This is a genomic window from Nocardia blacklockiae (genome assembly GCF_015477355.1).
In the GTDB taxonomy this organism is placed as follows: domain Bacteria; phylum Actinomycetota; class Actinomycetes; order Mycobacteriales; family Mycobacteriaceae; genus Nocardia; species Nocardia blacklockiae.
Window position 1 is genome coordinate 708,363 of sequence record NZ_JADLRJ010000003.1, and the last position, 18,565, is coordinate 726,927.

The following is an 18,565-nucleotide window of genomic DNA, read 5'->3' on the forward strand; positions in this document are numbered from 1 at the left end:
CATCACGGCTGCTTCGGCCGTCGCGCACCCGGGGTCAGCGTGGTGTTGAGGCCGGCGAGCAGGATATCCATGCCGCGTTCGAGTTCGGTGGCGCCGTCGTAGGCGGACAGCTGTGTGGCGAGTCCGCGCACCAGCGGGAAGTCGCCGATCGGCAGATGGTGTAGTCCGAGCCGCAACAGATCGGTGGCTTCTTTCGGGCGTTCCACGATTTCCTGTAGCTCGTTGAGTACGTGCCCGTAGAGGAACACGAACAACGCGCGGTAGATGCGCAGGGCGTCGCCTCCGCTGAAGTCGGCGCGGGTGAGTAGTTCCAGCATGTGTTCCAGCGGGCGCAGCGTGCCGAGCGGCCGTAGGCCGAGCGGGGTGGCCAGCGGCCTGGTCACCAACAGCGGCACCACATGCGGGTGCGCCACGGCCAGCCGCCGGAAGTCCCGGGCGACGACGCGTACCTGGTGGCGCCAGTCGGGGTCGGTGGGGTCGACGGTCAATTGCTCGAGCACCAGCTCGGTGACGCCGTCCAGCACCGCCGCCTTGCTGGTGGCATGCCGGTACAGCGCCATCGGGTCGCGGCCGAGCATCTTGCCGAGATACCGCATCGATAACCGATCGATACTGCCGCGGTCGATGATCTCGAGCGCGGCGGCCAGGATGGCCGCGCGGGTCAGCTGGTGCGCGCGGGGTTTGACGATGGGGTCGTCCGGTCGGTCCGGGAGGGCGAAGGGGCCCGCTCTGGTGTCGTTCATCGCTGGCTCCGTCCGTTCGGCTGCCGTTCGCTACGATGTCATACTACATTGTAGACAGACACTGTAGGAAGACCTAGGCTGTAGTTGGCAACCGAATTCGAGGGTATGAACTATGGCAATCACCGAAGTCGGTGTCTACGCACACCTGAGCCCCGCCGATGTCGAGGCACTCGGGCGGGAACTCGACACGATCCGGCGCGATATCGAGGATCAGCGCGGCTCGCGCGACGCGGCCTACATCCGGCGCACGATCGCCTTCCAGCGGACCCTCGAGGTAGCCGCGCGGCTGACCATCGGCGTGAGCAGGGGAAGGCTGGGCTGGATACTGGGCACCGCCGCGCTGGCAACGGCCAAGAGCATCGAGAACATGGAGCTCGGCCACAATGTCGGCCACGGCCAATGGGATTGGATGAACGATCCCGAAATCCATTCCGGCAACTGGGAGTGGGATATGGCCGGGCTGTCGGCACAGTGGCGCTACGCCCACAACTTCCGCCACCACGTGTACACGAACGTGCTCGGCATGGACGACGACATCGGCTTCGGCGTGATGCGCGTGACCCGCGACCAGCAATGGCGACCGCGGCTGCTACTGCAACCGCTGCAGAATCTGTTCCTGGCGATCACGTTCGAGTGGGGCATCGCCCTGCACGACCTGTACTCCGAACGTGACCGCGCGGCCACGACCGAGGGGAAACACGCGCAGACCGCGGCGCTCGCCCGGAAGATCGTCAGGCAGGCCGGTAAGGATTACGTGCTGTTCCCGGCGCTGAACCGGCGGCGATGGCGCCGCACGCTCGGCGCGAACGTGGTGGCCAACCTGGTGCGCAATCTCTGGGCGTATGTGGTGATCTTCTGCGGCCACTTTCCCGACGGCGCGGAGAAATTCGCGCCCACAGTGGTCGAGGAGGAGTCGAAGGCCGAATGGTATCTGCGGCAGATGCTGGGCACCGCCAACTTCGACGCCGGGCCGGCGCTGGCCTTCCTGAGCGGGCACCTGTCCCATCAGATCGAGCACCACCTCTTCCCCGATCTGCCCAGCAACCGATACGCCGAGATCGCCCGACGGGTCCGGGCGCTGTGCGACAAATACGACCTCCCCTATACGACCGGCCCACTGCTGCGCCAATACCTGCTGACCCTGCGGACCATTCACAAACTGGCGCTGCCGGACCGCTTCCTGACCGCCACCCCCGACGACGCACCCGAGACGGCCTCGGAACGAAAATTCCACGACTACAACGCCTTCCACGCCGACGAGAACTCGACCGGCCGGTGGGGCCTGCGCTCGTCGCTGCGCGCGGTGGGGACGGCGCGTGCGTGAGGAACACCACGGGCACGGTGGTCGTCGCGGCCTTCGACCCGGCCCTGGTGGCCGGCGTCGCGGAGGGTCTGTGCAGGCGGTGCGTCGCTGCCTGGATCCGTCCGTGCCAGGTGTTTCCGGCCCTCGAGCGTGGGCGGGCCGCGAAACAGCCGGCGTGCGAAGCCCTTCGCTATCGCTTCATCACCGGTGCGGCGATCGGGGCGAGGGCGACAGGTTCGCGATCCCGGCATCCGCAGGACCAGTGCCTCCTATTCGAGGTAGTCCCGAAGCAACTGTGAGCGTGATGGGTGACGTAGCTTCGACATCGTCTTCGACTCGATCTGCCGGATTCGCTCGCGGGTGACGCCGTAGACCTTCCCGATGTCGTCGAGCGTTCGAGGCTGCCCATCACCCAGGCCGTAGCGCAGGCGCACGACACCGGCTTCGCGCTCGCTGAGCGTGTCGAGTATCGACCCCAACTGCTCTTGCAGCAGGGTGAACGCTACCTGCTCGACGGCGACGACAGCCTCGGAGTCTTCGATGAAATCGCCGAACTGGCTCGTGCCCTCGTCACCGAGCGTCTGGTCCAGCGAGATCGGTTCCCGTGCGATTCGCCGGACCTCGAGAACCCTCGCGGGTGTAATACCTATTTCTGCGGCAAGCTCCTGGGCTGTTGCCTCGCGCCCCAGCTTCTGAAGCAGTTCGCGCTCCACCCGCCCGAGCTTGTTGATGATCTCCACCATGTGCACGGGGATTCGTATGGTGCGGGCCTGGTCGGCCATGGCGCGCGAAATCGCCTGGCGAATCCACCAGGTGGCATAGGTCGAGAACTTGAATCCTCTGGCGTAGTCGAACTTTTCGACCGCCCGCACCAGGCCCAGATTGCCCTCCTGGACCAGGTCGAGGAAGGCCATGCCGCGCCCGCTGTACCGTTTGGCGATCGACACCACCAGCCGCAGATTCGCCTCCAGCAGATGATCTTTGGCCGCGATGCCGTCCCGCGCGATCCAGGTCAGGTCCCGGCGGCGCGCGACCGTGAGACCCGCGGGCTCCTCGCCTTCGGTCCGTAGTTTCTGCACCGCATACAGGCCGACTTCGATCCGGACCGCGAGATCGACCTCCTCGGCCGCGGAGAGCAGGGGAACTCGCCCGATCTGCTTCAGATACGCCCGCGTCGAGTCCCCACCGGAGGTGAGCTCGGCCTCCTTACGCGCCCCACGCAGCGCCGCAGACTCGTCCTCATCCCAGATGTCGTCCACGGCGTCATCTCGCCCCGCCAAGACGCCGGTGGAATCCTGGTCATTTGCTTCGCTTGCGGTCGTTGCCACATTCGCCTCTCCGAGAGATCCGGGCGGCATCGCGATTCGAAAAACAGGACCGCAGAGAGGCCTCGAGCGGCTCGGCAATCACCGGGACCCAACGACCAGCGTACTGGTCAATAGCGGGATGCTGTTGTCTGTGTTGGAAAGCGGTGCCAGGCAACCAGTCTGGGCCACCGGCCAACGTGTGGTCCTGTGGGTCCGGCCTCGCTTCTCCCGTCGCTGCACGACCGCTCGCCGCAACACGACGCAAAAGGGGTGCCAGGTTCGTAACCGAACGTGCGTGCCAGCTCGTCGGACCATTCCCATTGCCGATCGGCAAGGGAGAACCGGAACTCGCCCGCGTTGGAGCACTCCTCATCACCGACAATGCTGCCGAGCACCGTGGCCAACTGCGGATCGAGCTTTCTATCGTCCAACACCGCCTCAGTATCCGCCCGGCGGCCCGGCGGGCGACACACCGGGCATGGAACTGATCCCCCTGGTCGACTCATCTTGCAGCGGTTCTGTGGTCTTCAGGTCGAACGAGTGCTGGAGCCTTGATAGCGGGCATCGTTTCTCCATTGGTCGACTGCCATCGTGAAATCCACGGTGGCAGAGGTGGAATTCGCTACAAGAGGAATTTTGGCTACTCCCGTGCTGCGGTCGGTGGGTACGCGCTCGGCGACCGTCGGCCGTCTCGGGCTACTCGGGGCGCCGCGTAGGGCCTCGGCCAGATCAATCCTGTTGCCGCTACTCGCGCTACTGGGGCTGGCCGCCGGTGGGGTCGCGATCGGCGTCGCAATGCCGCAGCCGGTAGAGGTGGTGGCGGCAGTGTGCGTGCCGGCCTCGGCGGCGTCTCCGCTCGACTCGCAGCCCGGCGGTACCCGCAATCTCGGCGCCGAACCCCACCAGCCACCGATGCGACCCACGACACACTGCCCGCGCGCGGGCGAATCACTGTGTTCCCCGTTTCGACCGCATTGACTACGGGTATCGGTCGAGTCCGGAGGTTTGGAATGTCGATCGGGTCGGAAAACGGAGCGCGCTATCGGGTGCTGCGGCGTGCCGAGGTGCGGCTGCTCCTGCGCACCGTGCGAGCGGCGTGGTCGGACGAACTATCCGATTGGGCGGCGGCGCTGACCTACTACAGCATGTTGTCGCTGTTCCCGGCCCTACTGATCGCTCTCGTGATACTCAGCGTGGCGGGCCCGGCACCAGCCGATTCACTGGCGGGTGCGGCCGGGCGGCTCGGGCCCGACGGCGGTAAATCCCAACTGGCGGACGCCATTCGGCATCTGCAGGCGGTCAGGTCACTGTCGGGGCCGATGGCTGCTGCGGGGTTGCTGTCGGCGATCTGGACGGTGTCCACCTACCTGGGGGCCTTCATCCGGGCCGCCAACACGCTGTACGGGGTGCAGGAGAATCGGTCGAAATGGACGGTCGTGCCATTGCGGTTCGTCCTGGGGCTGGTGCTGGTGACCGCGGTTGTGGTCACCGCATTCGGCTTCGCGGTGACCCCGGAGGTGGCCGCGGGCGCCGGGCGTTTACTCGGCGTCGGATCGGCCGGGTTGCTGGTGTGGTCGATCGTGAAATGGCCACTGCTCGCGTTTCTGGTGAGCCTCACGCTGGCCCTATTGTATTGGGCGGCGCCGAACACGGCGGGTCAGCGGCTACGCTGGCCGACCTCGGGCAGCCTGATCGCAGTCCTGATCTGGATCGCCGCCTCGGCGGGACTGTCGGTATACGCCGCGCATTTCAACTCATTTAACCGAATCTACGGTTCGCTGGCCGCCGCGGTGATCGTTCTGGTGTGGTTGTGGCTCACCAACTTCGCGATCCTGCTCGGAGCCGTCGTCGACGCACAACTTAACCGCCAACGACGGCTCGAGACCTGATCGAAGAAATCCTTCGCCGCATTTGCCGGTGAGAAGATGATCCGGCTTGGTGCCCGGATCGTGGCGCCGAGTCCGCGCGAGTTCATGGGTATCACTGGCGCACGGTGACCGACGTGCACGCCCTGTTCCCACCGCTTGCCTGTCTCCCGCTCAGCTGCGCAGGAGGGTGAGCACGTCGTTTTTGATTTTGGTCCTGGTGTCGGTGTCGGGGCTTCGACGTTGAGCCGCAGCAGTGGTTCGGTGTTCGACGGTCGCGGGTGAGTGAGCCCCCCATTCCGGGGTATCCGAGCCCCGCACACCCCGGCCGGGGCATCAACACGAACAGGACGGCCATGACTCGACAACACCTCGACTGCACCCGCTTGGCCGGCCGTGATCGGCTCCCGCCCCAGAACGGGCCGGTGCATCGGCCGGCCCCCGTCATGCCGGTGCCAGCCGCTGATCCGGGCTGCCGGGCTTCCCAAGGGGATTCGGATCCGTCCTGATATCGCGCTGCGAAGGGGGGTGAGCACGATGGCGGCGCCGGTGACGGCCATCCAGACCGGTAATGGGTAGAACAGGAGTCGCTCGGTGATTCCGACCTGCAGGCCGATCGTGAACAGGACTGTGCCGGTGAGCCCGGTCGACGCGCACACCGCCGACCAGAGTGCGGCGAGGCGGCGATGTTTCCACAGCCAGATCGCCAGCAGGATCAGCACGACGTGCCGGGATATCAGGGCGGGCAGGACGGCCAGGCCGTGGATGATGATGCCGTCGTTGGAGGGGAAGACCCCGGTGGCGGCGGTACTCGCGCCGATGATCACCGCGAGTGCGACGATCGACCATTGCCGGCGCCCGTGCGGGATGTAGTGGCGGAATCCGATGGCCCCGATGATCGTCAGCAGGCCGAGTGCGACGAATGCCGCGTTCATGAGCAGGTGCAGCGGTGAGCACAGGTTCGGGGTGCAGGCGGTGATGCCGAGGTCGCTGATGGTGTCGTGGCGGAAGCTGTAGTCGCGCTTCCACGCGATCGCGGTCACGAATTCGACGACCAGATACCCCAGCGCCAGTGTCCACGCGATTCCGGCGACGGTGTGGCGGAGCCGTCGAATATCCGGGAACGGCGGATCCGAAGCTGTTGATTCCTGCGCGGCTTGGCCGATGGTGTGCTCGACAATTCTCACAAGGGTGCCGTTTTCGTGGGTGTCTGCCGACAGGTCCGCGAGCAGGCGGGCCGGGCGTCGGTGCGGCGAGTCGGCAACAGCTGAGGGGATGCTCAGTGTGTGCCGGCGTTGGCGGAGTTGAGGTTTCGGGAACCGGGTCAGCCGGTGTGGGCGGATAGCGAATGGGTTTCGATATCGAGGTCACCGCCCTGGGTGAGGAACGCGGTGTAGGTGACGGGCTGTTGGCTGGGGTCGTCGAGGGTGTCTTGGTCGTGCACTGTCAGGCAGGTCATGGCGCCGAAATTCACCAGCAGATACCGGTTTTCGACCGCGCCGGACTCGTTGGTGAGGGCGACGGTGAAGATTTGCCCGCGCGAGACCCAGTCGCGGGCGGCGGTGGCCACCTCCGACGGTTCGGTCGTGGGGAACTGCAGGCGGAAGGGCAGGGCGGGAGAGTCCAGGTAGGTGGTCATGGCGGATTCACGTCCGATCGGGTGGGTGTGTTCGGTTGTCGAGGTGCGCAGACGCGGGTGTGTCGGCGGTGGCGCCTGTCCGCGCGGTAAGTCGTTGATCGGGTGCCCTCTTACCTTTGGAGAACAACCCACCTTCGATTGTAGACCTACGGTGTTGACATCGAGTGGGTGATGGGCGTGTACTTAAAGCTGTAACCGATCCGGGCGAAGGCTTGGAGGATCGCCATGATCGTCGTCATCGGACTCGTGGCCGCGTCCTTATCGGCAACCCCGCATCTTGCCGCGTGACATCTCACGCACCACCGAAATCAGGTATCGCCCATGATCATTCTCGGAGTCATCCTCCTCATCGCCGGATTCCTGTTCGGCATCCCGCTCCTCATCACCGCCGGAATCATCGTCCTGATCGTCGGATTGGCGCTGATGGTGGCCGGGCGAACCGGGCACGCCGTCGGCGGCCGCCGCCACTACTACTGATCGACTCCGGCGCCGCCGGTCGACATCGACTGCGCGGCAATCCATTCCGACCAAGCCGTCCGGCATCCGACGACACGGAGACCGCATGAGTACATACGCAAACAACCGCAGGAGGATACGCGGAGGTAGCCGTTCGCGACTGACCAGTGTCGTCACGGTGCTGGTGTTCGTGTGGCTGATCATCGGCGCTATCGCCGGCGGGCAGCGGCACTACTACACCAGCGCACCGACCAACTGCGCGGGCACCGGAACCATCGCGGTCACCGTTGTCGCCGGGCCGCTCAACTACCTGGGCATGAACCCGAAAGTCGGCAACTGCCACGTCGATGTGCCCCAACCCAGTCAGTGATCACGGAATCGGCGGCGGTTGCGCCACCGGCGGCCGGTGAGCCGGATCCGGCAGTAGCGAATGCGCTTGCCGCACTGCCGGATCCGCAACGCCGCCTCCTCGTGCTGGTCCACGACCGGCATTTCTCGTGCTCCCAGGCAGCCGTGACTACTCGAGTTCCCGAATCCGTTGTCAAACAACAGCTTCACGATTGTTTGCACGCGATCAGGGCGCACCTGGCTCGAGTGCGGTGACTCGCAGACCGTGTGGTCCGCATCGAACCCGACATCGACACCGGCGTGCGCTACCTCGACACCGGGGCTGACGGTGCCGAGAATATTCGAATATTATTGTGCTGGTTGTTGTTTGGTGCGGCGGCGGGTGTCGAGGTAGCTTTCACCGCCGCGGTGTGCATGGGCGAGTTGTTCGACGGGCCGGTCGACGTCGAAGGGGACGATCGTGGCCGCGGCGTTGGGGATACGGCTGATGGCCGCGGCGATGCCGTCGGCGGTGTGGTCGTGCAGCAGTCGCCCGATGATCGGACTGTAGGTGTGTCGCGGCAGCACGAGCGTGACCTCAGTGCCGGTGTCGGCGGCCAGGTCTGTGGTCACCGCTGCTCACCCAGCGCATCGGTCACCAACGGCGGCCCCAGCAACCGCCGTTTGAGCCGGTGTCCTAGCGACTCCGGCACCGCCGCTGAACCCTGCGGCCCGCGGGAGTCTTCCATGCCTCAATCATGAACGCGGCCAGGCACATCCGGCAGCGAATCCGATCGGGACCAGCGCAACGGCCGGTATTCACCGCCGATGCCGGCGTTACCTCCGAATTTCCTGGCGGCCGTCACAGTCCGCCACCCCTCAGGGGCTCTATCTTGTAGTCCTACAGTGTTGACATAACCGTGGAGGGGGCGTTTACTGGAGGTAACCAACAGATCCGAGGGATCGCCATGATCGTCATCATCGGACTCGTCATCCTCATCGCCGCCGTACTTGTCGGCGTCATCGGTGTGTTCGCCAACTCGGGCAATAACCACACCCTCACCGACCATTTCGGGGTGCTCGGCTACCACGTCACCGGATCCACCGGCGTGCTGTTCCTCTACGGCATCGTCGTCGGCGGCCTCGGTCTCGCCGGGCTGGGCCTGCTGCTCGCCGGCGCCCGGCGCACGGCCCGCCGCGGACGCAGCGCCCGCCGTGAACTGAAGGCCTCACGTCACACCCGCCGCGCTCACCCGTCACAGCCCCCGGGCGCGCGGCCGGACACCGCGATCCACACCGGCACCGGTGCCGTCGACGCCGCGGTCGAGACGCCCGGCGCCGAACCCGGTAGTTCGCGCCCACTCCGTCTGCGCGGTCTGGGGCAGATGTTCGCTCGCACCACAACCGGCGCCCGTTAGATCGCCGCAGGTGGTCGCCCGCGCCCGCCCGCGACCTCCACGGCAAATCCGGAGCTGGCGAGACAAGCTCGAGTAGCCGATGCCGACACAATCGACGCGGGAAACCGCAGCTAGGAATCGACTGATGAAGCAGCCCAGAACCCGACGAGTCGTCGTGGCCGGCGGGTCACCGGCAAAGATGCAACTCGCGCTCGACGTGCTCATCTCGGCTGGGTTCGAAACCACGGGAGTCTTCTCTGAAAGCGAAGCCCACCAAGCGATCTCGCAGACCGGCGAACTCTTCGCCGGCGTTGCCGGTGGCTTTCTCGCCCAACCCGCGCAGCACCGGCTACGGACGGACGCCGCGTCCAGGGGCACGATACTGATCACGGCCGGCATCGGCCACCAGGACCCCACCGAATACTTCTCCACACAGATCGTCGCGGCACGACCGCGCGCAGTCTCCGGAGACAACTAGGCCATGGTGCTCTACATCTGGCCGTCACCGTGCTCGAGGGCATCGGTGACAGCACGGAAACCATTGGCGCAGAATAACAATGGGAATACGAAGGCGGCGTCGGTATCACCTACTGAGCCCACGCGGCCCGGCTCGCCGAGCAATCCAAGCGCGGCGATCCCAGCGACAGACCGCGACGAGGACACGACTCGCAGCACTTCTCCGATGGTCCGACCCCACCGCAAGGAAAGCAGAACAATGACAACGAAAACGCCCTACGAGCGTCGAGTGACGCGTGTCCGCGATGTCGTGCGGGAGTATTCGGAACTCGACGACAGCGCCGCGGCCGCACTCGCGGTGCAGGTACTGCGCGCACTCGATTCGATCCCCGAGAAAATACGTTGACAGCACGAGAACCCGCAGTACTCACCGCGACAGCAGGGCACCCGGCCGGCACTCGTGCCGGGGAATGGCCGCGTCCCCGCAACGATCGCTGCGCCGCGAAACCGACCGGGACTTCGCGCGGGGCATGCACTACCCGGCCCGCTGGGATCCCTACTTCCGCGACTGCATGACCCTCGCCGACATCTACCGCTACCCCGGCCAGCACTATGACCACCACCGAAAACAACCCCTGGCCCGCCAGTCCTTGGGCCCCGACGAGGCCACCGACCTGGCCGGCATGTTCAAGGCGCCGTCGGGCCCGATCCGGCTGCGGGTGCTCTCCGCGATCGCTACCCGCGCGGGCGGGGAGGCGTGCGTGTGCGATGTGTCCGAGGACATCGATGTCACCCAGCCGACCATCTCCCACCACGGGACTGCTGCGGCTTCATGAAGCTGCTCTACCCGCACGAGAAAGCCACGACTGAGGAGAGTGAGGAGATCCTGCGCTTCGCGATCGAGGGGCGTAAGCGTGTCAGACCAGATCCTGCGTATCGACGGCACCATGACCACGGTGAATTTCGCTACCAGCCGCTGGCCGGCGAATGGACGGCCGTCACCACGCTGGAGGAACACGAGTACCCGGGGCATTATTGCCGTGGACGACCGAGTGCTGTGGGCGTGGATGAGGAAGCTGCGGGTCCGGCTACGCCGACGACGCGGCTGCTACGGCTACAGGGTGCGCGTCGGCATGGTGCGAAACGAGGTGTAGTGAAGGTGAGAAGGTCGTCTCTGCCTCTCCTGTGGGAATGAGGGCTGAGCTGCGGATTTGTGTCGCAGGTTCGTGCCTCCTTGCAGGGGGAGGGCTCGAACCTGCGACATGCGACCTGGGGTAATGCTCTGAAGACATTTCCATTATTGACATGTCAAATGCTGTGACCTGCGGAAATAATGTCGCAGGTTGGTGCCCCCGGCAGGGCACACAAAACATGGGCAACCGTAAAACACCTGGTCATCGCGGGTTCCTACCAGGTTTAGTCGTCGGGCCGCTCGTGCGCCGTTGTGCGTCTGGTCCCATCTTTATGGGCTCCCCGGCGGGGCACTGTGAACATGGGAACGGGGATGACCTGCGGTTTCCCGTGGGGCAACCGGTGACTGAAGCCGATTACGAGCTCTGAATTGAATGAATCGTTGCGGATGCGCCGCGCCGGAATGGCTCCTGCCTACCTGTTCGGAGTGCCGTGATCGAATCGGGCATGAAGCTGTGACGCGTGGTTGTCGTTGGTTCCTATCGGGTAGGGCGGCCGGTGCCCGCCTCCTCGGCTGAGCGGGGACGGCGGGCTCGGCGGCTTGATCTTATTCCGTGGTTTCCGAGGTGTCGATCTCGTCAGTGGAGGTCTCTTCTGCGAGGTCTGGAATGGCATACTCTGTCGCCTTCTTCGCCAAGTGAAGTGGCCACGGAAGTAGCAGAGTGTCGCCGTAGGTGTCCGCGAGTCGTCGCTGTGCATGCGCGGCGGCGGCCCATACGGTCGGGTCGTCGTCAGGGTGTTGGCGCAGAACTGTCAACTCGACACATTGAGGGTTGAATGCAGAACGTCTAGTGTCGAGCAGCGATCGCCCTTCTGGGTCGAGGATGTCGTCGGCTCTTGTCCCCATAGGGCGGGCGAGAGTCTTAGCCGTGCCAGGTTTCGGCGCGATGCTGGCGAAGACGCGGCTCGAGCCTGGGTAGCGAAAGAGGCCCGACGGCAGGCCGACAACGTCGCCTATCTCTCCATACACTTCTGGGGTTTCGTCACCATGGCTGGTCCGGAGCATGACGTGGCGCAGCTGGGGCGCCAGGTGCTCGGCGGCGGTATCGCCGACTACGAGGTGGTCGATCAGTGTCTTGCTGATCTGTAGGTTCTGCCAGTCCAGGCGAAGGTTCTGGGACCAGGTCAGCAGCAATGTCGGTCGGTCGGTGTTCAGGGTAGCGATGACTTCGTCGAGGACGAATCGTTGCACCTGTTTCTCGTCGACTTCGGGTATGCGGAAGGCGCTGCCTGTTGCGAGTCTGCGGAGCAGGTCCGGGTAGAGTTCCCATGGGCCGCCGAGGGTGCGGCCCCATACAGCAGGGTTGTCCGAGCTGGTCCAGATCGCGACCGGGAGTTGCTGGCGTCGTCCCCAGGTGTGATCGGTGGCGTTGCGGCGGAGCATGTAGATCGCAACGGTGTCCATGGGGTGCGGCAAGGCCATCTTGTTTACCGCGGAGCGGACGGGGCGGAGGCTTCCTACGAGTTGCCGGCGAAGATCTCGCCATGAGAGCTTGGCCTTCGCGTCGAGAGCTTTGTGGTATTTCTCCAACGCTTTTTCGTCGTTCGGCGGGACTTTCTCTGGGGTCATGAACTGGGTCAGCCGACCTGAGCGTGCGAATCCGACCCGTAGGGCGGCTTTGGGATCACTGCCTGGCTGCTTGAAGCCGTCGCGGTTCCGGAGCTCGATGAAGGCCAGCGCGCTGGGAGTGCTGCCGAGCTGGTCAGACACTGCTTGTTCTCGCGGTTGCGCGGCTCTTCGATTGCGAGTTGCGGTGTCACGAATCGATGTGTCGACCTCCAAAGGTGCAGCTAGGGAGCCGATTTCCCGGGTACGAATCTCGACGGTGAGTTCCTCGGTGGCCCAGTTCATTTGCGGCGTTTCGTGGTCCGATATTGATTCCAGTCCGAGGTCGTCGGCTATAGCTTTTAGTGCAGCCTCTCGTATGGATGCAGTATCCCAGTGGATCTCGACTGTCAGTGGCTGTCCGTTCGTTGCTTTCGCGATCCGTTGGCGTACTTCCGCTGGGTCGGGATCGGAGATGGCGGGCAGCGTGATCGGCACGGGCTGGAGCGCGGGGACCGGTGTGATGATGTCGCCTAGCACGTCGGCAATCCAGTCTCGGATCCGGTCGCGGTCTCGTGCGGTAGCGCCCGGTCCGATGTGGTGGTCGTAGCCGGCGCGTGTGCTGTAGACGAGGGCTGCGGCCAGGTCGTCATCGTTAGCATTGAGGTAGGTCAATGGATCGGCGCCGAGCTTGTATGGGTCGATCGGGATGTTGTCGAAGGTGATGTTGTCGAAGAGGTGGTGAAGTTCTCGATGCCATCCGAAGCCGTCACCACCGGGACTCTTCCGCCAACGTGTCGGGGCGATGCGGAAACTGCGTGATTGCGGAAGCCCCTCTATCCAGGGAACTTTCGACAGGATGTAGGCATTCACGCTGTCGCCGTTGGTCTTCGGGGTGCGGGGGCACCATCGGCGGATGCCGACGCTGATGTGCACTCTCGGATCGGGTTGAAAAGGGACGTACTGCAGGCTAAGCCGGATCCGGTGGGAGTACGGCCACCGTTGGTTGCGCCTGTCGACGTCTTCTTGTGGGGGCCAGCTGATCAACTCGACGCTTCCCGCATCGCTGGTGGGACAGCGGCGGAAGCCCACCGGAAACCCGTCTGGCCGGTCGCTGCGCAGGAGCAGTTGTGCGGCGAGGGATTCCGGAATGAGGTGGCGAAGCACTTTTGGTGTTGCGGCGATATGTTCGGTCGCAGCAGGTGTGTCCGCCGCGATCTGGTGGTGTTCGAGGTGATCGATCACACCAAGGTGCGCCGTTTGCCATTTGATGTCGTGTTTCGGCAGGCTTTCCCATAGTTGACTCGCCTCGTCGGCATGTTTCGGCGAGACGACGGTCTGCATCCAGGCGCGCATGATCAGTTCGAGGCTTCGCTCGCAGGTGGGTGCGGTGCTGTATATCCAGTCCCCGGCATAGTCGAGGCGCCCGACACCCCGCCCGATCGCGGCGATGTCGGGTACGAGAGCGAGCATGGCGCGGTTGAGCGAAGCGATGGGAACTGATTTCCGGCGCGAGTCGCTGGACTGCATGAGATCAGTGATGGGTTCGATCCAGCTGCGTGGGAAGCGAATCGAATGGAAGTTGCTAGTCAGCTCGCGGAATGACCGCGGACGGATCACGAACGCGGTGTGTTGCAGCTCAGTGTATTTCGGCATTGGTGACTCCTGGTATGCGTGCGAGAGCACGATGGAATGGTCCGTACAAGGACTCGGCGAGTTCGCGGTCGGCCGGAGTGCATGCGGCATCGGTGCCGAGGTACTGGTCGAGTGCACGGTGCATGCCCACAAGCAGGCTGGCGCGCGGGTCTTGTGGATCGGGGGCGAATTTGGCGTCGCAGAAGTGGACCCGGGCTGCGCAACCGCCGCGGACGAGTCGTCCGATTACCTGCCAGATCGTAACGAGCTGGGTCCACGCCAACGCTGGCCGGTCGGTCGCGAGATCGAGTGAGCCGTAGACGAGTGGCATCGTCAATTTGCTTTGCCAGAGCCGGTATCCGACGGCGCGCAGTTCTCGTGCCAGCCCGTGCAGGTCGGACGTGCTGTAGGGGTGGCGGGCGGATTTCAGCTCTGCAATTTGTTCGATTGCCCAGCGATTCATCGACTGCACGGGGTATGTGATGTCGTCGGGTCGCGGATGCGGCCGGACAAGGAAGTAGGCGGAGCCGATTGCAGCCTTCCCGGCCGGGTTCAAGATGTTGTGACCACGTTCGATGGCCAGCAGCGGGGCGACGAGAAAAGTAGCCTCGGTGTCGGCGAGGCGCGAGACGTCTCCACGCCGCAGGGTAGGTGTCCAGTAGCCCGTGAACTCGGTCTGGTCTGCCACCAGGTGAAGCACTCGCCCACGCCAATCGCTGCGGATGTCGGTCAGGTCCTGGGCGACTTGTTCGGCCTCCCGGTAGCTTCCGACGAGAAGCAGGATACGTCGACGTTCCGGTGGCAACGTGGCGAGCTCCTTCTCGAGCCGGCTCGGATCGCCCGGCCGTTGCTGGCTGGCCAACTCGCGAAGGATGCGCTGCAAGGCAAGACGTCGTTGCAGTCCGCGCAGGCCCGATACCGAGATCGCATTGCCATGTTCGTCTCTGACGAAGTCGAGGAAAAATTTGCTCTCGTCCACCGCGCAGAGTTCCTCCGGTGGGGCTTGCAGTATGGCGCCAACCGGGTGCTGGATGTCGTATCGCGGCGACGTACCGGCCCAGCTCGTTCCCGACATCAGCAACACCGCTGGGCCGGTGGAACTGTCAGCGGAGAATAGTCGGTGCAGGTTGAGCAGGATCCATCGGCCCACGCCAGCGCATCGGAAGAAGCGCAATGTGCCCATACGATCCTGATGTTCGGAATCGCGCTGGTACTGGTAGCCCAGAATTGCGCCCATGGGCGGCGCAGGCACGACCGGCGTGTAGTCCTCGGGCGGCCGTTGGAATGTCAGACCTCCGACAGCATCGAAGTTCAGTGACGTGTCGACCGCTCGCCAACCGCGCAAGAGGGAATTCAGCGTGTTGGACAGCACCGCCAACAGCATGGTGAACTCGAGCCGCAAAGCCATTTCGCTAACCTCCGCCTCCGCTACCGGCCGGGGGAGTGTCGCATTGCGCAACCATTGAGTAGCGAGGCGAGTGCATTCCTCCTCGTCGGCGAGATTCACGAGGGCTCTGGCGAGTTCGACGAGCTCGACCGACAGTGTGGATTGCGCACGCCCACGCTGCCCCAACGGGTCCGGGAGGAATTGGTCAAGGGCGGTGCGCACCGTCGTATACGCCTCGTTGTTCGCGTCCGGGACGTCGTCGGCGCCTGTCCATGTGCGAACCAGTTTGTCCGCCAGCGTCCATTCGGTGAAGCAGTCTCTGCCGATCCATTTCAACATCGTGCTGGAGCCGCGGGGTAGCGGGTCGCGGCGGAGCAACGCGTAGAGCCGGTTCGCAATTGTGCGAGCAGTGTTGACCGTCGTCACCCACTCCCGTACCTTTCGGTCCCCGAACTGCGCCCGACCGTGGACACGAAGCTCGCGTTCAGTGTGGTCCATCACCCTTTCGAGCCACGCGTCGTCGTGCCCGATCAGGGTTTGGTCCGGACTGAACATCTCGTCGAGGTGTGCCTGCACCCGGTCGGCTTCGTCGATGATCACGAGATCGCTACGCCGCCAAACCAATTCGAGGTATCGCAGCTGTTCACGGTTGAGTTCCTGCGGAACTCGGCTGAATACCAGACTCGCGGGAGTGGCGACCCATACCAAGGCGTCGACGGCTGCGCGGCTGGTGCTGTGCCGTTGACACTTTCCCCAGATCGGGCAGCCGAAACGTTTGGCGGCATCGCCTTCGCCGGGCTCGGTGAGTTTGTCGCGGCATGGCGCGTCCTGAAATTCCCACGGCGTGGTAGTCGGACGCAGCGCGTCAAGGCCGCAGGCGGTGGACAGCAGATCCGCAGCGTGCGGGAACCCGGTCAGCGCCATCCCGTCCGCAGCGGTGGCGGCATGTACCTGGTGCATCCTGTTGATGTGTCGATGTTGTGCCGAAGCGCCGACAATCGGTGCCGCCGATACCCGCACCGAGTCAAGCCAGGCCGATGTCCGCAGACAGGACAACACGTCACCTTCGACCAGTGTCACACGCAGCTTGCGTTCGGCAGCGCACACGGCCAGAAGCTTCATCAGTGTGCTCTTGCCCGCACCGACCATGCCGATCAGATGCAGGATCCCTCCGATAGTCAGATGCTGGGAGTCAGCGAATTCGTCGTGCTCACGCACTCGCAGCCGAAGACGAGCGAACAGTCGAGCCCAGTTCCCTCGATCAGCGAGCTTGGCGTCCTCTTCCCGTCGGTCGAGCATCGCGGCAGTTGCGGCGAGTTCCTCCCACGTGAAGGTCAGGGGCTTCCGATCTGTTCGCGCGGCCAGTTGATGGCCGGAAGGCTTCGGCAGCAACGCGAGCGACTCGGGAATCTCCACCGAGACAGGGCGTGCTCGCGAGAATGTCACGTACTGGCCGGCGGGTGCGGTCCGCATCGTTTGCCGACTCAGTCCCGGCGGAGAATCCAGGGCTTTGTCGTAGTCGGAGAAGCGGCGGTCGGCGATGCTAACCGACCGCACGCTCGCATGGCCGTCGCTGTCGATCCGATAGCCACGGAGATCTTCCGCAACCGACCGGTACGACCGGATTCCGGTTTCCCAATCCCGGCGAGTGCGCAGCGGCCCCAACAGGTGCCGGGCCACCGCGATACGGCTCGCCGTCACCTCATCGGTCCGTGTCCCGAGCGCTTCGAGCAAAGGATAACCGGTTAGGAGTTCATGCGCGGCAGTAACCGGCTCGTTCGGGCACACCCGCTGAACCAGGGTGATGCCCAATTCCACATCGAGAAAGGCCCCGAGTTCCATCCCCTGCTCGTCTTTGTCCCAAAGCCCCTGGAATTGCCGCATCAGGGTCGCTCGCCATGCAGTCCGGTCACGCATCGGTCGCCAGCCTCTCCTTCGCCATGTGCACCAATCCGCGTTCGGACACGATCGTCACGCCCGTACGCCGCAAACCCGTCCGTGAACGTTCGCGAAGCGTCTTCAGGTAGCCAGGTGTTGCCGCGACAGCTTCGCGGGACGGAACGTAGAACGCTCGATTCCAGGTCGGATCAGAAGGTATGGGGCCCAACCGTTTCGCCAGTTGGACTGGGTTAGACCAGTCCTTCACGTCGACCGCCCAGACATGCTCGTCAGGGAATTCGATCATCAGGTCGTAGGTGTCGAAGCGCGGCCATAGCTCGACCTTGACACCCAGTGCGGTCAAGTCTTGTTCGAGTCTCAACTCGGCGCGACCGGGCGCGGCGATGAAGGTACGGATGGGCGCCGCGAGCCAGCGCACTCCCTGAGCGAGCGGCAGAGCCTCTCCTTCGCGAGGAGCGTGTCGTCTTGTGCACCGGTCGTTGACGCACCACACATCATCACGGAATCGCACGAGCAGGTTGCCGCAGTCCGCGCATGGAACGACCCGGTCGCCGAACCGGCACTCGGCGGGGGCGGTTGGGTAGCACTCCTTTACCGCTTCAGCGAGAATCCGTAACTCCGACGACATGAGCAGTTCCTGCAACTTGAGTTCAGTGAGGACCGGGGTGCTGATCACCAGCCGCCGGAAAGCGACATACGAGTCTTGCCGTCCCGCGGCCCGGCACTTGCGCCGCACATCGGCGACGATGCTGTTCTCGAACACCTCGCCCTCGACGTCGCTCGTCGACAATGCCCACTCATGGCACATCCGTGTAGGGACACCCAGATCCAGCAGCACATCGCCAGCGACATCCTTACCGCCGATCGTCACCGGCCACTGACCCAACGGGTGTTCGCACCAACGCAGGAGTTCGGGTACTCCGGCAGGAGCCCATGAGGATTTACCTTCGGAGCGCGATTCCGCTTCAGCCATCATGCACCGCAGAGTCAATTGATCGAGAGCGCGTTGCAGTGCAAAGGGATACGGCACCTTGAGCGTCGCGCCGGCCGAGATCTGCTTGTGTGCAGCAGTAACACCCGACGCCAGCAAGTAGAGCAAACCTTCATCACTTAGATCGTCAATCACGAGACCCCCAGGAGTTGAATGTTGATAGATAGTTGAGACCTATTCCGACACAACAGACTTCAACTGAAACGCACCCGACGAAGTCTCCGAAGTCTAGCTGTTGTAAGGCGGGTTGTATCGAGTCTGATCGGAACACGCGCTGCGGGAAGCTGCCAGGCTGACTAGGGCCTGTCTCCCAATAGATTTTGCATGACCAGCCCGAACAGCGGGCCGGTCATGCATTATGGTCGCCGTGGCGACACTGACCGGTGATCGGTACCAGGTGCTGACGGACAAGCAGTGGGAGCT

The 18,565-nt window shown here is 64.2% G+C and carries 17 protein-coding genes and 2 pseudogenes; 10 read left to right on the plus strand and 9 right to left on the minus strand.

Features of this window, described 5'->3' with window-relative positions:
- Positions 1-2: 2 nt before the first annotated feature.
- The gene (locus IU476_RS12835; RefSeq protein WP_195099747.1) at positions 3-743 is read right to left on the minus strand and encodes a TetR/AcrR family transcriptional regulator C-terminal domain-containing protein; all 741 of its coding nucleotides are present in this window, start codon (positions 741-743) and stop codon (positions 3-5) included.
- Between the two features lie 112 nt (positions 744-855).
- On the opposite strand from IU476_RS12835, the gene IU476_RS12840 reads away from it, so the two are divergent.
- A complete protein-coding gene (locus IU476_RS12840; protein ID WP_195099749.1) occupies positions 856-2,067 on the plus strand; it encodes a fatty acid desaturase family protein in 1,212 nt (403 codons plus the stop codon).
- Positions 2,068-2,315: 248 nt separating this feature from the next.
- Here IU476_RS12840 and IU476_RS12845 read toward each other — a convergent pair.
- Positions 2,316-3,299, minus strand: a pseudogene (locus IU476_RS12845) (RNA polymerase sigma factor); the annotation flags it as partial.
- A gap of 1,064 nt (positions 3,300-4,363) precedes the next feature.
- Here IU476_RS12845 and IU476_RS36100 point away from each other — a divergent pair.
- A complete protein-coding gene (locus IU476_RS36100; protein WP_228823489.1) occupies positions 4,364-5,242 on the plus strand; it encodes a YihY/virulence factor BrkB family protein in 879 nt (292 codons plus the stop codon).
- 530 nt (positions 5,243-5,772) lie between these two features.
- Here IU476_RS36100 and IU476_RS36105 read toward each other — a convergent pair.
- Both IU476_RS36105 and IU476_RS12855 read right to left on the minus strand, forming a co-directional pair.
- Positions 5,773-6,405, minus strand: a pseudogene (locus IU476_RS36105) (DUF998 domain-containing protein); the annotation flags it as partial.
- 137 nt (positions 6,406-6,542) lie between these two features.
- On the minus strand, positions 6,543-6,857 hold the full coding sequence (locus IU476_RS12855; protein WP_195099753.1) for a hypothetical protein: 315 nt from the start codon (positions 6,855-6,857) through the stop codon (positions 6,543-6,545).
- 321 nt (positions 6,858-7,178) lie between these two features.
- Here IU476_RS12855 and IU476_RS12860 point away from each other — a divergent pair, with 321 nt between their 5' ends.
- Positions 7,179-7,334, plus strand: coding sequence for a DUF6131 family protein (locus tag IU476_RS12860; protein ID WP_195099755.1), 156 nt, complete (start codon positions 7,179-7,181; stop codon positions 7,332-7,334).
- An 85-nt stretch (positions 7,335-7,419) separates the two neighbouring features.
- Complete coding sequence (locus IU476_RS12865; RefSeq protein ID WP_228823490.1) at positions 7,420-7,683, plus strand: hypothetical protein; 264 nt, start codon at positions 7,420-7,422, stop codon at positions 7,681-7,683.
- Here the strand turns inward: IU476_RS12865 and IU476_RS36770 are convergent.
- Positions 7,677-7,805 carry a hypothetical protein gene (locus tag IU476_RS36770; RefSeq protein ID WP_267466424.1) on the minus strand — a complete coding sequence of 43 codons (129 nt, stop codon included), beginning with the start codon at positions 7,803-7,805 and terminating at the stop codon, positions 7,677-7,679. The two genes, IU476_RS12865 and IU476_RS36770, sit on opposite strands and share 7 nt — an antisense overlap.
- Here IU476_RS36770 and IU476_RS37230 point away from each other — a divergent pair.
- Entirely contained in the window at positions 7,785-7,916 is a 132-nt protein-coding gene (locus tag IU476_RS37230; RefSeq protein WP_369123135.1) for a hypothetical protein, read from the plus strand. The two genes, IU476_RS36770 and IU476_RS37230, sit on opposite strands and share 21 nt — an antisense overlap.
- A 93-nt stretch (positions 7,917-8,009) precedes the next feature.
- Here IU476_RS37230 and IU476_RS12870 read toward each other — a convergent pair whose 3' ends face one another.
- Complete coding sequence (locus IU476_RS12870; RefSeq protein ID WP_195099758.1) at positions 8,010-8,273, minus strand: hypothetical protein; 264 nt, start codon at positions 8,271-8,273, stop codon at positions 8,010-8,012.
- Positions 8,274-8,608: 335 nt separating this feature from the next.
- Here IU476_RS12870 and IU476_RS36110 point away from each other — a divergent pair, with 335 nt between their 5' ends.
- From IU476_RS36110 to IU476_RS12895, 5 genes are all read left to right on the plus strand, one after another.
- A complete protein-coding gene (locus IU476_RS36110; protein WP_228823491.1) occupies positions 8,609-9,058 on the plus strand; it encodes a hypothetical protein in 450 nt (149 codons plus the stop codon).
- A gap of 124 nt (positions 9,059-9,182) precedes the next feature.
- Positions 9,183-9,515, plus strand: a complete 333-nt coding sequence (locus tag IU476_RS12880) for a hypothetical protein (RefSeq protein ID WP_195099759.1) — start codon at positions 9,183-9,185, stop codon at positions 9,513-9,515.
- Between the two features lie 237 nt (positions 9,516-9,752).
- Entirely contained in the window at positions 9,753-9,899 is a 147-nt protein-coding gene (locus tag IU476_RS12885) for a DUF6307 family protein (protein WP_195099761.1), read from the plus strand.
- A 64-nt stretch (positions 9,900-9,963) separates the two neighbouring features.
- Positions 9,964-10,329, plus strand: a complete 366-nt coding sequence (locus tag IU476_RS12890; protein ID WP_438944003.1) for an ArsR/SmtB family transcription factor — start codon at positions 9,964-9,966, stop codon at positions 10,327-10,329.
- Complete coding sequence (locus IU476_RS12895; protein ID WP_228823492.1) at positions 10,326-10,688, plus strand: BREX system Lon protease-like protein BrxL; 363 nt, start codon at positions 10,326-10,328, stop codon at positions 10,686-10,688. The genes IU476_RS12890 and IU476_RS12895 overlap by 4 nt, the downstream gene beginning before the upstream one ends.
- Positions 10,689-11,231: 543 nt before the next feature.
- Here IU476_RS12895 and IU476_RS12900 read toward each other — a convergent pair.
- From IU476_RS12900 to IU476_RS12910, 3 genes are read right to left on the minus strand one after another with little or no spacing between them, the layout of a single operon-like run.
- Positions 11,232-13,886: a pPIWI_RE module domain-containing protein gene (locus IU476_RS12900; protein ID WP_195099763.1), complete on the minus strand. Its 2,655-nt coding sequence runs from the start codon at positions 13,884-13,886 to the stop codon at positions 11,232-11,234.
- Positions 13,870-17,169 (minus strand): pPIWI_RE_Z domain-containing protein, encoded by a 3,300-nt coding sequence (locus tag IU476_RS12905; protein ID WP_195099765.1) that lies wholly within the window; start codon positions 17,167-17,169, stop codon positions 13,870-13,872. The genes IU476_RS12900 and IU476_RS12905 overlap by 17 nt, the downstream gene beginning before the upstream one ends.
- Positions 17,162-18,277, minus strand: a complete 1,116-nt coding sequence (locus IU476_RS12910) for a pPIWI_RE_Y domain-containing protein (RefSeq protein ID WP_195099767.1) — start codon at positions 18,275-18,277, stop codon at positions 17,162-17,164. The genes IU476_RS12905 and IU476_RS12910 overlap by 8 nt, the downstream gene beginning before the upstream one ends.
- Positions 18,278-18,565: the final 288 nt, after the last annotated feature.